Raw genomic sequence first — 13269 nt, forward strand, 5'->3', positions numbered from 1 at the left:
ACTACCGAACGACTTCGAACTCATGCCCCAGCGCCAGACAATGACTCAGCCACTCGCCGAGGAACAGGTTCAACTGGGCCTTTTCGTCCGGCTGGTGCATCGACGCATTGGGGTAAGGATAGATGCCACGAAAGCGTCGTGCATGTTCGGCGCTGACGACTTCGGCCATGCGCGCATCGTGATAGACCTGAACTTCCAGTTGCGGCACCGGCAACCAGGGCAGGCTGTGCTCCTGGCGCACTTGCAAGGTGGTGGTGTAGGGGCAGGTCTGCAGCACTTCGAGGGCTAGCACGCCGAGCATCTGGTCGCCATGGGTCACGGCGATGCGGCGCGGCGCCGGGTCGTTGCGCATGTCCGGCAACAAGCGCATCAGGCGGGCGTAGTTGGCCTCACAGGCCGCCTGCAGCCCCACCAGATCGACGCGATAACGATCGCGCAGCTTGTTCAGGACCATAGCCCCCTCACTTCATCGCGGTTCAAGGCCAGCCATTGCAAGGCAATAATGCTGGCCGCGTTGCAGATACGTCCGTCGCGTACAGCTTGCAAGGCATCTTCGAAAGCCCAGACCTTCACCCGAATGTCTTCGGCTTCTTCCTCCAGGCCATGCAGACCGCCGGCCCCCGTGCTGTCGCAACGCCCCAGGAACAAATGGACGAACTCATCGCTGCCGCCCGGCGATGGAAAATATTGGGTCATCGGCCAGAGCGCAGCAAAGACAAGCCCAGCTTCCTCCTGCGCTTCGCGATGAGCAACTTCTTCCGGTTGCTCGTCCTTATCGATCAGGCCGGCCACCAGTTCCACCAGCCAAGGGTTGGTCGTCTTGCCCATGGCGCCCACGCGAAACTGCTCGATCAACACCACTTCATCGCGCTGCGGATCGTAGGGCAGCACGCACACCGCGTCATGGCGCACGAACAGTTCACGCCTGATTTCACGGCTCATGCCACCGGCGAACAATTCATGACGCAGGTGGACGCGGTCGAGCTTGTAGAAACCCTGGAAGCAGTTCTCGCGCTTGACGATGTCCACGGTGCTCGGCGTGGCGTTGGTGAAGTCGGTCATGACAGTCCTCGTTGCAATGGATCAATACGAGGTTCCAACCTCGGCTTCGCGCCATCCTAACGCGCTCGTACCGTTTGATGCAGCCCCTTTCCCTTCATCAGGATGGACGGCTGCGCTCAAAATCACTCTAATGAGCTTAGTGGCGAACTGATTGCCCTGCTGACAGTCGAAGCGGGTAACTTTTCGCCTTTCCCTGTTTCATGAAGGACGCCCATGTCGCTTTTCAAAACTGTCTCCGTGGCCGCCATTGCCCTGACCCTGGGTGCTTGCCAAAGCCTGTTCCAACCCAACTATCGCGCCCCGCTCGAGACCACTCGCGATGCTTCTGAGCAGTTGCAGCCCGGCTGCGCCAGTGCCGACTGCCCGCTGGTCAACATCGATACCTTGCATTTTCCCACCGAGCCCGCACTGGACGGCATTGTCGAAAAACGCCTGCTGCAACTGACCCGCACCACCCCGGACGCACCGACGGCGCCAACGCTTTCGGCCTATCGCGAACAGTTTCTGCGCAACGCAGCGCCGCGCAACAGCAGCTATTTGCAGGCCAAGGTACGCGAGCAGCATGACGGCTTGGTGATCATCGAAGTGTCCAGCTACCTGGACACCGGCGGCGCCCACGGTACGCCGGGGCGTGGTTTCATCAACTATTCGCGCCAGCAGCATAAGGTGCTGACCCTGTCGGACATGCTGCTGCCGGGCCAGGAAGAGGCCTTCTGGAAAGCCGCCCAGGTTGCCCACAATAGTTGGCTGATCAGCACCAAGCTGGATCAGGAACCCGAGTTCTTGAAACAGTGGTCCTTCCAGAAGACTCCGCATGTGGCGCTGACTTACGGCGGGGTGATCCTCAAGTACGAAGTGAGTACCATCGCGCCATACGCGTTGGGCCACATCGAACTGAAGATCGCTTACCCACGCCTCAATGGCATTCTCAAGCCCGAGCTGTTCCCCGGCCGTAGCTGAAGGCCCGGCCCAGCAACAACTGCAGCAACCCTGCCAGGACCAGCGACGGCAGGGTAGCGCCGACGTCCGGATAGAGGTTGGCCAGCAGGTGATAAGTGCTCACCCCACCCAGCCAGGCCAACAGTGCCGGCCAGCGCAACGCAGCCGACACCACCTGGCTGCTGCGCTTGCGCAAGATGAAATGGTCCACCAGCACCACGCCGAACAGCGGCGCGAACACCGAGCCGATCAGCAACAGGAAGTTCTGGTACTGGGCCAACGGTGCGAAGCACGCGATCAACGTGCAGATAACGCCGATCGCCAAGGCCAGGTGCTCGACCTTCAGCCCGGACAGCATGCCGCTCGATACCGCCGCCGAATGAATGTCGGCGAAAGCATTTTCCGACTCATCCAGCAGAATCAGCAGCAACGGAATGCCCAACCCGGCGCCAGCCAGGGCCAGCAGCAGCGCGTTGACTTCACCGCTCGGCGCGAACGCCAGGGTGTACGCCACGCCCAGGCTCATCAGCCAGAAGTTACCGATGAAAAACCCAACGGCAGTACCGCCAAAGACGTTTTTCGCGCGTCTGCCGAAGCGTGAATAGTCGGCAATCAGCGGTAACCACGACAGCGGCATGGCAATGGCGATATCAAACCCCACCGCCAGCGGCATCGAGCCATCGCCCGCCTGAGCCCACAATGCGGCCAGGTCAGCCTTGGCGAATAGATTCCAGGTCAGCCAGAGGCACGCCGCCAGCAGCAACCAGATGCCCCACTTGCGCAGGACCTTGCGCACGAACGTCAGCGGCCCGCTGACCGCGAGCAAGGTCGCCAGGCCGCCGAAAAACAACGTCCACAGCAACGGATTCGACCCCAGGCTGCCTTCGCTGAAGGCTCGGGCACCGAGCAGGCTGGCCGCATCACGCATGACGATGATTTCGAACGAGCCCCAGCCGATCAGTTGCAGCAGGTTCAATATCGCCGGCACGCTCGCGCCCTTGGCGCCTAGGCTGAGCTTGAGGGCGGCCATGGCCGACAGGCCGGTGTCGCTGCCAATCACGCCGACGGCCGCCAGCAGCAAAACGCCTACCAGGGTGCCGAGGAAAATCGCCAGCAACGAACCGCTCAGGCCCAGGCCCGGCGCGAGCAAGGCGCCAACCTGCAAGACCATCAGGCCGATGCCAAGGGAGAACCACAGGGAAAACAGATCGCGGGCGCCGAAGACCCGTTTGTCCAGGGGGACCGCGGTGTCCGGGGAATAGGTGCTGGGTTGGATGTTCAAGAGTGTTATCTCAGAGGAATATTTTGTTGTTTTGATGATCGCCTTCGCGAGCAAGCCCGCTCCCACAATGGACCTGCTGTGAACACAAAAGCTGCGTACACCAACGATCTACTGTGGGAGCGGGCTTGCTCGCGAAGGCGGCGGTGAAGTCACCGCCACCTTGGGCTCACATCACACTTTCTTGTAAAGCTGGCTACCTTCCTGCTTGAACCGCTCAGCCTGCTCCGCCAAACCCTGGGCGACGTCCACGTCCACCGTTTCAATGCGCTGATTAGCCGCGTACTCGCGCACTTCCTGGGTGATTTTCATCGAGCAGAATTTCGGCCCGCACATCGAGCAGAAATGCGCGACCTTGGCCGAGTCCTTCGGCAGGGTTTCGTCGTGGTACGAGCGGGCGGTATCCGGGTCCAGGCCGAGGTTGAACTGGTCTTCCCAACGGAATTCGAAGCGCGCCTTGCTCAAGGCATTGTCGCGGATCTGCGCGCCGGGGTGACCTTTGGCCAAGTCGGCCGCGTGGGCAGCAATCTTGTAGGTAATGATCCCGGTCTTGACGTCATCCTTGTTCGGCAGCCCCAAGTGTTCTTTCGGAGTCACGTAGCAAAGCATGGCGCAACCGAACCAGCCGATCATCGCCGCACCGATGCCGGAGGTGATGTGGTCGTAGCCCGGCGCGATGTCGGTGGTCAGTGGGCCGAGGGTGTAGAACGGCGCTTCGTCGCAGCACTCCAGCTGCTTGTCCATGTTCTCTTTGATCAACTGCATCGGCACGTGGCCCGGGCCTTCGATCATGCACTGCACGTCGTGCTTCCAGGCGATCTTGGTCAGCTCGCCGAGGGTTTCCAGCTCACCGAACTGCGCTTCGTCGTTGGCGTCGGCAATCGAGCCCGGACGCAGGCCATCGCCCAGCGAGAAGCTGACGTCGTAGGCCTTCATGATTTCGCAGATGTCTTCGAAGTGGGTGTAGAGGAAGTTTTCCTTATGGTGCGCCAGGCACCACTTGGCCATGATCGAACCACCCCGGCTGACGATGCCGGTGACGCGCTTGGCGGTCAGCGGCACATAGCGCAGCAGCACGCCGGCGTGGATGGTGAAGTAGTCGACACCCTGCTCGGCCTGTTCGATCAGCGTGTCGCGAAACAGCTCCCAAGTCAGGTCTTCGGCCGCGCCGCCGACTTTTTCCAGGGCTTGGTAGATCGGCACGGTGCCAATCGGTACCGGCGAGTTGCGGATAATCCACTCGCGGGTTTCGTGGATATGCTTGCCGGTCGACAGGTCCATGACCGTGTCCGAGCCCCAGCGGATGCCCCAGGTCAGTTTCGCCACTTCTTCTTCGATGGACGAGCCCAGGGCGCTGTTGCCGATGTTGCCGTTGATCTTCACCAGGAAGTTACGGCCGATGATCATCGGTTCCAGTTCGGTGTGGTTGATGTTGGCCGGAATGATCGCGCGGCCACGGGCGATTTCGTCACGCACGAATTCCGGAGTGATGATCTTCGGCACGCTGGCGCCGAAGCTGTGGCCGGCGTGTTGCTGGTCCAGCAGGCCGGCGGCGCGGGCCACTTCCAGCTTCATGTTTTCGCGGATGGCGACGTATTCCATCTCGGCGGTGATGATGCCTTTGCGCGCGTAATGCATCTGGCTGACGTTGGCGCCCGGCTTGGCACGCCGCGGGTTGTTCACATGGGCGAAACGCAGCTTGGTCAGTTCGGGATCGGCCAGGCGCTCCTGGCCGAAATTGGAACTCAGGCCCGCCAGGCGCTCAGTGTCGCCACGGGCTTCGATCCACGGCGAGCGCACGTCGGCCAGGCCCTTGCGCACGTCGATGCTCACGTTCGGGTCGGTGTAGGGGCCGGAAGTGTCGTACACCACCACCGGCGCGTTGATCTCGCCGCCGAAGTCGGTAGGCGTCACGTCGAGGCTGATTTCGCGCATGGGCACGCGGATATCCGGGCGGCTGCCCTGGACATAGATTTTTTGCGAGCGGGTAAAGGGCTGAACCGATTGCTCATCGACCTGGGCCGAATCACTGAGGTTGGTCGCGTTTTTTGATTTTGTCGTCATCACGGGCTCTCCAGACACACATCCAGGCAGTGGATTTTTGTCGGAGCGAACCTGTAACGAATGGACGCGTCCCAGCACGAAAGTGCGGACGCTGTGCTTGCTGCTCGAACATGTTCGAAGATCGAAAGTCGATGGTCGAACAACATCCCGGACGAAGCACAAGAGGACTCGCCGGGTGACGAGAAATCTTGTTCCCTACGCAGGCGTTAACCTGATCAGGTTCAACGGGATCCGAAATTATTCGATCTCAGCCTCATAGCAAGGCACCCCGACAAGAACCCGGCCAGTCTAGACACAACCGGCGCAGAACGCCATCGTCCGGGCAAAAGGCTTGATGAATGGCGCATATGCAGGATTGTTGCCGTGCCTGCACGCAACTACACTCGCTACGCCGCGCGCCTGTATTGCGCCTTTATCTTTGAACGTAGGGATCGCCTCATGTTGCGCAAACTCTCACTGGCCCTTGCCGTGTCTTGTGCGTCCAATGGAATGGCTTGGGCTGCCGAAGCTCCGTTATCCACCAAAACCGACCTGGTGAGCGTTTATCAGGAGGCCGTGGATAACAACGCCGACCTGGCTGCTGCCCGCGCCCAGTACGGCGCCCAGAAGGAAGTCGTGCCCCAGGCGCGTGCCGGTTTGCTGCCCAATATTTCAGGCGGTGCCGACCTGAACAACACCCGTACCGAGCTCGACCAACCGGCCCTGACCGCCACCCGCAGCTCCACGGTTTACCAGGCCACGTTGTCCCAACCGATTTTCCGCGCCGACCGCTGGTTCCAGCTCCAGGCAGCCAAATCCGTCAACGAACAAGCGTCGCTGCAGCTGTCGGCTACCGAACAGAACATGATCCTGCAAAGCGCCGAGAGTTATTTCAATGTGCTGCGCAGCCAGGACAACCTGGCCTCGACCAAGGCCGAGGAAGCCGCATTCAAGCGCCAGCTCGACCAGTCCAATGAGCGCTTCGACGTAGGCCTGTCGGACAAGACCGACGTGTTGCAGTCCCAGGCCAGCTACGACACCGCACGGGCCAACCGGATCCTCGCCCAGCGCCAGGTGGAGGATGCGTTCGAAGCACTGATCACCCTGACCAACCGTCAGTACAACTCGCTCCAGGGGATTGTCCACACCCTGCCGATCCTGGCGCCGACACCGAACGACGCCAAGGCTTGGGTCGACACGGCAGCCAAGCAGAACCTGAATCTGCTGGCCAGCAACTACGCCGTCGACGCCGCCGAAGACACCCTGCGCCAACGCAAGGCCGGCCATGCACCGACCCTCGATGCGATCGCGCAGTATAAAAAAGGCGACAACGACGGCCTCGGCTTCACCAACCCGAACCCTACCGGGCAGCGCTACGGTGGCGATGCCGAGCAACGCACCATTGGCTTGCAACTGAGTATCCCGATCTACAGCGGCGGATTGACCAGTTCCCAAGTGCGCGAATCCTACTCGCAGCTCACCCAGACCGAACAGCAGCGCGAAGGCCTGCGCCGCCAAGTGGTGGAAAACACCCGCAACCTGCACCGTGCGGTGAACACCGATGTGGAGCAGGTCCAGGCCCGGCGCCAGTCGATCATCTCCAACCAGAGCGCGGTGGAGGCCACGGAAATCGGCTACCAGGTAGGTACCCGCAACATCGTCGATGTGCTCGATGCACAGCGTCAGCTGTACACCTCGGTGCGCAACTACAACAACGCCCGCTACGACTACATCCTCGACAACCTACGCCTCAAGCAGGCCGCCGGCACCCTGAGCCCGGCCGATTTGCAGGATCTGTCGCGCTACCTCAAGCCCGACTACAACCCGGACCGCGACTTCCTCCCGCCGGACCTGGCCCAGGCCGCGGCCGCGCAGTTGCGCTCGCGGCCGGCACAATAACGACACCCTTGTGGTGAGGGAGCTTGCTCCCGCTGGCCTGCGAAGCAGGCCCAAAACCAGTCACCGCGCTCTGCCAGCCAGAACCGCGATGCCGGTTTTACGGCCGCTTCGCAGCCGAGCGGGAGCAAGCTCCCTCGCCACAAAAGCTCAATCGATCAGCCGCCCCAACCCCTCCAGCAAGCGCTGCAGCGCCCCCTGATTGGTGCGCATCACCTTCAAGCCCGCCTCGGCCATGCGCTGGGCATCGCGGGGCAGTTCGAACAGGCGTTGTATCGCCAGGGCCAGGCTTTCGGCATCCTCGACTTCCTGCAACGCACCGGCGGCGCGCAACTGGGCGGCGATTTCGAGGAAGTTGAACAGGTGCGGCCCACTGAGCACCGGTTTTGCCAGCGCCGCCGGCTCCAGCAAATTGTGCCCACCGTTGGGCACCAGGCTGCCACCGACAAAAGCGCTGTCGGCCAGGGCGTAGAGAAACAGCAGTTCGCCCATGGTGTCGCCCAGCAATACCGAAGCCTGGACACCGACCGGTTGTGCGCTGGACCGCCGGACCGTGGCGAAACCTTGCCCCTCACAGAGCTGGTATACGGAGTCGAAGCGCTCGGGGTGCCGCGGCACCAGAATCAGCAACGCATCGGGATAGCTGTCGAGCAGCCGACGGTGGGCAGCCAGCACCACTTCGTCCTCGCCTTCATGGGTGCTGGCGGCGATCCACACCGGGCGCTCCGTGGCTTGCCACTGACGACGCAAGGCACTGGCGCTTTCGAGCAATTGCGGGTCGATGGTCAGGTCGAACTTGATCGAACCGGTGACCTCGACGGTTTCCGCCCGGGCACCCAACTGGCGAAAGCGCTCGGCTTCAGCTTCGGTCTGCACGGCGAACAGGCTCATCTCGGCGAGCATCGGCCGGGTCAGTTTGGGGAATCGCGCATAACCACGGGCCGAGCGCTCCGACAGCCGCGCGTTGGCCAAGGCCACGGGAATGCCACGCCGGGCGCATTGGTGGATGTGGTTGGGCCACAGTTCGGTTTCCATGATCACCGCCAGGATCGGACGAGCCCGGTCGAGGAAACGCTTGGCGGCGCAAGGCAAATCGTAAGGCAGATAACAATGCTGGATGCGCGGCTCGTCGGCGAACAGCGCCTGGATCCGCTCCGAGCCGGTGGGCGTCATGCAAGTGACGGTGATCGGCAGCTGTGGATACCGTTGCAGCAAGGCACGAATCATCGGCGCGGCGGCAATGCTCTCGCCCACCGACACCGAGTGGACCCAGATCCCGCCCGGTACCAGGCTCGGCAGTCCCCAGGAAAAACGTTCGCCGATGCGCCGGGCATAAGCCGGCGCCTTGCGAGCCCGCAGCCACAGCCGAATCGCTACCAGTGGCAGCCCCAGATAAAACAACGCGCTATAGAGAGTTCTGTTCATGGCGGCGGAGTTTATCGGTTTTTCAACCGAGCGCCTGCAACTGCACCGCAAAACGTTCCGCCAGCCAGCGTGCGGCCGGGCCCAGGGGCTCGTCGCGGCGCCAGACCAGTTCCACCACCAGGGCCGGCGGGGTCCATTCGCTCTTGAGCTCGACCATATCGCCCAGGTACGCCGGGTATTGCACCACATGCCGCGGCAGCCAGGCCCAGCCCAAGCCACACCGAAGCCATTCGGCCAGCACGTAGAAACTGTCGGCCCGCCAGACCTGCGGGCTGGCCTGCTCACTGCCGGGATAGACGCTGGACTGGGTTGCCATTAACAACTGCCGGTGCCGGGCCATTTCCAGGCAGGTCACATAACCATGGTTTGCCAACGGATGCTGCCTGCCGCACACCGTGACCATCTCGACGCTGCCCAACACCCGGCGCTCCAGCGCCTCGGGAATCTGGTCGTGATAGAACAGCAACCCCAGATCAGCGCGACGCTCCACCAGTTTGCGCGCCACATCGCCCTGGGCGGCGCTGGCCAGTTGCACTTCGAGGGTGGGGAATCGCTCGGCCAGCGCCGCCAGGCTGTCGATCACGGGTTGATAGGGCATGGCTTCGTCCTGGGCCAAGCGCAGCGACGCTTCCTGTCCACGCATCAGGGCCAGGGCGCGACCGTTGAGGCGCTCGCACTGGCGCAGCACTTCCTTGGCTTCTTCCAGCAGGGCTTCGCCTGCATCGGTGAGCTTGGGCTGACGGCCGCTGCTGCGCTCGAACAGGCTTACACCCAGATCGGTTTCCAACAAGGCAATACCGCTGCTGATGGCCGATTGAGCCTTGCGCTGATCCCGGGCGACGGCCGAAAACGAACGTTTTTCGGCGACACCGACGAACAGCCGCAGTTGCTCCAGATTCCATTGAACATTCATGGCGCGACCTATCTCATAAACAGATAGGTAATGACTTTACCGCATCTGGGATCACTCTAAAATAAGCGACACGAAAGACGGCACATTCAACGAGGAACGGCCTATGAACGCTTACTACTACCTGGGCATCGCAATCTGCGCCGAAGTGATCGCCACCGTTTCGATGAAAGCGATCAAAGGCTTGAGCACACCCCTGCCCTTGCTGCTCGTCATCGCCGGTTATGGCATCGCGTTCTGGATGCTCACCCTGGTGGTGCGCACTGTTCCAGTAGGCGTCGCGTATGCGGTCTGGGCGGGAATGGGAATTGTCATGGTCAGCGTGGCTGCGCTGTTCATCTACGGGCAGAAGCTGGACGTGCCGGCGATGCTGGGGATGGCGTTGATTGTTCTTGGAGTGGTGGTGATCCAGCTGTTTTCCAAGACCGCTGGACACTGAGAACACACCGATCATCGTGTTGGAACACATGTGTGGCGAGGGAGCTTGCTCCCGCTGGGTTGCGCAGCAACCCCATCTTTAATGGGCGCTTCGCACCCAAGCGGGAGCAAGCTTCCTCGCCACAAAGCTTTCCTCGCCAGCTGCCGACGTTGATCGCCAGCAAATCCCAATAGCATCGAGTCTGTATACTGCGCCCTCGTCTAGAACACTGAGGTCGCCGCATGCCATCCGTTATTTCCACCGACGTCCTGATTGTCGGCGCCGGAGTCGCCGGCCTCTGGTTGAACGCACGCCTGCGTCGCCAGGGTTTTTCGACCGTGCTGGTGGAAAGCGCCACCCTCGGTGGTGGGCAGAGCGTCAAATCCCAGGGCATCATCCATGGCGGCGCCAAATACGCCTTGCATGGCGCCCTGACCGGTGCCTCGGAAGCCATCGCCGACATGCCCCGCCGCTGGCGCGAAGCCCTGAAGGGCGACGGTGAGCTGGACCTGTCCGGCGTGCGCATGCTCTCCGATGCCCATTACCTCTGGTCCCCCGGCACCCTGGCTGGCAACCTGACCAGCTTTTTCGCCAGCAAAGCCGTGCGCGGGCGGGTCGATCAGGTCAAGGGCGAGCAACTGCCGCCAGCCCTGCAAGACAAGCGCTTCAAGGGCAAGGTTTATCGCTTGGCCGAATTGGTGGTAGATGTCCCCAGCCTGATCGCTCGCCTGGCGGAACTGGCTGGCGACAGCCTGCTGGCCGGACAACACATCGAACCACTGCGCGAAGGCGGCGAGCTGACCGGGCTGAACGTGGACGGCCGCGAGATCCGTGCCCAGCGCATTGTCCTCAGCGCCGGTGGCGGTACTGCCGACCTGCTCGACGCCCTGGGCCTGGACCAGCCGGCCATGCAACGCCGGCCGCTGCACATGGTCCTGGTCAAGGGGCCGAGCCTCAAGCCGCTCTATGCCCATTGCCTGGGCGGCGGGCCGAAGCCGCGCGTCACCGTGACCACTCACCCGGCCGCCGACGGCCAATGGGTCTGGTACCTGGGTGGCGATCTCGCCGAAGGTGACGCTGTGGCCCGCGAGCCTGCCGCACAGATTGCCGCCGCGCAGAAAGAGCTGGGCCAATTACTGCCTTGGATAGACCTGAGCACCGCGCAGTGGGCCACGCTGCGAGTCGATCGCGCCGAGCCCTTGCAATCGGGCCTGACGCGCCCGGACAACGCCTTTCTCGCCGAGCAGGATCGCCTGTTGGTGGGTTGGCCGACCAAACTGGCCTTGGCCCCGGATTTCGCCGATCGGGTGTTCAGTGCGCTGCAACGCGACGGCATCCAGCCCAGCCATCCGACACCACTCCCCGAGTTGCCGAAGCCGCCCATGGGTGTGCCTGCCTGGGATCAATTACTGCCATGAGCCAACCGACCCTGCACGACCTTCATCGTCCGCTGAGCCCTAACGGCCCGTGGGTCTCCCCACTCGGCCTGGGTACCGTCAAGCTCGGCCGCGACCAGGGTGTCAAATACCCCAACGGCTTCCGCATTCCCGATGACGATGAAGCGCGCATGCTGCTCAAGCTGGCGCGCGACCTGGGCATCAACCTGATCGACACCGCGCCGGCCTATGGCCGCAGCGAGGAGCGTCTTGGCCCGCTGCTGCGCGGCCAGCGCCAGGACTGGGTGATTGTCAGCAAGGTCGGGGAAGAGTTCAGCAACGGCGAGTCGCGTCACGATTTCAGCGCCGCTCATACCCGAGTCTCGGTGGAACGCAGCCTCAAGCGCCTGGAAACGGACTATATCGACCTGGTGCTGGTGCACTCTGACGGCAATGATCTGGCGATCCTCAACGACAGCGAAGTCTACCCGACATTGGCCGCGCTCAAGCGTGAGGGCAAGATCGGCGGCTTCGGCTTCTCCGGCAAGACCGTCGAAGGCGGTCTCAGAGCCTTGGAGCAAGGCGACTGCGCGATGGTCACCTACAATCTGAACGAACGAAGCGAGAAAGCTGTCATTGACTACGCTGTCGAACACGGCAAGGCGATCCTGGTGAAAAAAGCCTTGGCCAGCGGTCACGCCTGCCTGAGCCCCGGGGTAGACCCGGTTCGCGCCAGCTTCGAACTGTTGTTTGAGCATCCCGGGGTTGCCAGTGCTATTGTCGGCACCATTAATCCGCTGCACCTCGCCCATAACGTCGCGACCGTAGCCAAGGTCCTGCGTAATAACTGACGCCGCTTTGCGCGGCATTAAGGAAGGAGCCGACATGCCGCGTACGCTCATCAGAAAAAATCCAAGCAACTTCAAGACCCTGCCCCTGTTCGTCGAAGCGACGCCCGAAGGCCTGACTTATCAGAGCGTCGGGATGCCGCTTAACTTTGCGCAAACATTGCAGCGCCGCCGTCCCGTGGCCGTCGCCGATGCTGAGCGTTTCTCGCTGGAGCTCGCCAACCTGGGCGTCTCGGTGCGCCTGACCCTACATTGGCAAAATCGCGACTATTGGGTACTGGTGCGCCAACGCCGACAGGACCGTGGCGATGTGGTGCTCAAGTTGATTTCCGGCTACGTCCCGGCCCATGAACTGAACCTGCCGCTGCTCACCGCCATCAATGAAATCGCTGAAGAGTGCCTGCTGGAAACCCCGGAAGGCTGGCTCGGCGGACGCTTCAACGACACTTGGCTACCGGCACCCTACGCCACGGCGCTGCATTATCGCGAAGCCTTGCCCTTTCGCCTGACGCCGCTGTCGGGCTCGGCCCGCCCCGTTCGCAGCGCCAATCTGCAATTGATCGAGCGGCCACGGGCCTACGTGCACCTGCCGACGGCGTCACTGCAACTGATCTACGACTTGCGCCTTGATGTGCCCAAGGAAGCCAAGTCCCTGAGCCTGTTTCATGTCGATGAGCGACTTGAGGGCGATCAGTTGGTGGCACGCTTGGACCGCAAACGCCCTGATCTTTATCTAATGCCGTTGCATGATGGGCAACCCCTTCCCGAGCTATATACCTTGAAAAAGGATCAACTGTATCCGGCCAGCACGCGCGGGCTGTACCTGGCGGAAAGTTTCGCCAGGCAGGAAGGCTGGCTGGTGCGTGACGAGCGAATTCGCTGGAAGGACTGGCTGCGCCAGCAAGGGTTGACGCCGCCAGGCAAGGAATCGGGCCTGACCCGACTCAAGGGCAAGGCCCGGCAATTGCTCAAGAAGATCGTGCCGCGCAAGGTGGCTCGCTAGTTACAGCAATTGGAACGCTGTTGTGGCGAGGGAGCTTGTTCCCGCTGGGTTGCGCAGCAAGCCTTTTTAT

Annotated in this window: 12 protein-coding genes and 1 riboswitch; of the genes, 6 read left to right on the forward strand and 6 right to left on the reverse strand. The window is 62.1% G+C overall.

Going from position 1 to position 13269, the window contains the following annotated elements; genetic code table 11:
- Nucleotide 1 precedes the first annotated feature (1 nt).
- Entirely contained in the window at nucleotides 2-454 is a 453-nt protein-coding gene (locus PFLQ2_RS02590; RefSeq protein WP_003186471.1) for a DUF1249 domain-containing protein, read from the reverse strand.
- Nucleotides 445-1062, reverse strand: a complete 618-nt coding sequence (locus tag PFLQ2_RS02585; protein WP_003186473.1) for an NUDIX domain-containing protein — start codon at nucleotides 1060-1062, stop codon at nucleotides 445-447. The genes PFLQ2_RS02590 and PFLQ2_RS02585 overlap by 10 nt, the downstream gene beginning before the upstream one ends.
- Before the next feature lie 213 nt (nucleotides 1063-1275).
- On the opposite strand from PFLQ2_RS02585, the gene PFLQ2_RS02580 reads away from it, so the two are divergent.
- Complete coding sequence (locus PFLQ2_RS02580; RefSeq protein WP_003186475.1) at nucleotides 1276-2022, forward strand: DUF3298 domain-containing protein; 747 nt, start codon at nucleotides 1276-1278, stop codon at nucleotides 2020-2022.
- On the opposite strand, the gene cytX is transcribed toward PFLQ2_RS02580, so the two are convergent.
- Nucleotides 1991-3283, reverse strand: a complete 1293-nt coding sequence (gene cytX / locus PFLQ2_RS02575) for a putative hydroxymethylpyrimidine transporter CytX (protein WP_003186477.1) — start codon at nucleotides 3281-3283, stop codon at nucleotides 1991-1993. The two genes, PFLQ2_RS02580 and cytX, sit on opposite strands and share 32 nt — an antisense overlap.
- A 171-nt stretch (nucleotides 3284-3454) precedes the next feature.
- Nucleotides 3455-5344, reverse strand: coding sequence for a phosphomethylpyrimidine synthase ThiC (gene thiC / locus PFLQ2_RS02570; protein WP_003186482.1), 1890 nt, complete (start codon nucleotides 5342-5344; stop codon nucleotides 3455-3457).
- A gap of 175 nt (nucleotides 5345-5519) precedes the next feature.
- Nucleotides 5520-5625, reverse strand: a riboswitch (TPP riboswitch).
- Nucleotides 5626-5782: 157 nt separating this feature from the next.
- Here thiC and PFLQ2_RS02565 point away from each other — a divergent pair.
- A complete protein-coding gene (locus tag PFLQ2_RS02565; RefSeq protein WP_003186483.1) occupies nucleotides 5783-7222 on the forward strand; it encodes a TolC family outer membrane protein in 1440 nt (479 codons plus the stop codon).
- Nucleotides 7223-7369: 147 nt separating this feature from the next.
- Here the strand turns inward: PFLQ2_RS02565 and waaA are convergent, their stop codons facing one another.
- Nucleotides 7370-8644, reverse strand: coding sequence for a lipid IV(A) 3-deoxy-D-manno-octulosonic acid transferase (gene waaA, locus PFLQ2_RS02560; RefSeq protein ID WP_003186485.1), 1275 nt, complete (start codon nucleotides 8642-8644; stop codon nucleotides 7370-7372).
- Nucleotides 8645-8666: 22 nt separating this feature from the next.
- Nucleotides 8667-9557: a LysR family transcriptional regulator gene (locus PFLQ2_RS02555; RefSeq protein WP_003186486.1), complete on the reverse strand. Its 891-nt coding sequence runs from the start codon at nucleotides 9555-9557 to the stop codon at nucleotides 8667-8669.
- Nucleotides 9558-9660: 103 nt separating this feature from the next.
- Between PFLQ2_RS02555 and PFLQ2_RS02550 the strand changes: the two genes are divergently transcribed.
- The 4 genes from PFLQ2_RS02550 (at nucleotide 9661) to PFLQ2_RS02535 (ending at nucleotide 13199) form a co-directional block, all read left to right on the forward strand.
- Nucleotides 9661-9993, forward strand: a complete 333-nt coding sequence (locus PFLQ2_RS02550) for a DMT family transporter (protein ID WP_003186488.1) — start codon at nucleotides 9661-9663, stop codon at nucleotides 9991-9993.
- Nucleotides 9994-10214: 221 nt separating this feature from the next.
- Nucleotides 10215-11390 (forward strand): NAD(P)/FAD-dependent oxidoreductase, encoded by a 1176-nt coding sequence (locus PFLQ2_RS02545; protein WP_003186490.1) that lies wholly within the window; start codon nucleotides 10215-10217, stop codon nucleotides 11388-11390.
- On the forward strand, nucleotides 11387-12199 hold the full coding sequence (locus PFLQ2_RS02540) for an aldo/keto reductase (protein WP_003186491.1): 813 nt from the start codon (nucleotides 11387-11389) through the stop codon (nucleotides 12197-12199). The genes PFLQ2_RS02545 and PFLQ2_RS02540 overlap by 4 nt, the downstream gene beginning before the upstream one ends.
- Before the next feature lie 34 nt (nucleotides 12200-12233).
- A complete protein-coding gene (locus PFLQ2_RS02535) occupies nucleotides 12234-13199 on the forward strand; it encodes a hypothetical protein (protein WP_003186493.1) in 966 nt (321 codons plus the stop codon).
- The last annotated feature ends 70 nt before the right edge of the window (nucleotides 13200-13269 follow it).

It is taken from the genome of Pseudomonas fluorescens Q2-87 (assembly GCF_000281895.1).
In the GTDB taxonomy this organism is placed as follows: Bacteria; Pseudomonadota; Gammaproteobacteria; order Pseudomonadales; family Pseudomonadaceae; genus Aquipseudomonas; species Aquipseudomonas fluorescens_S.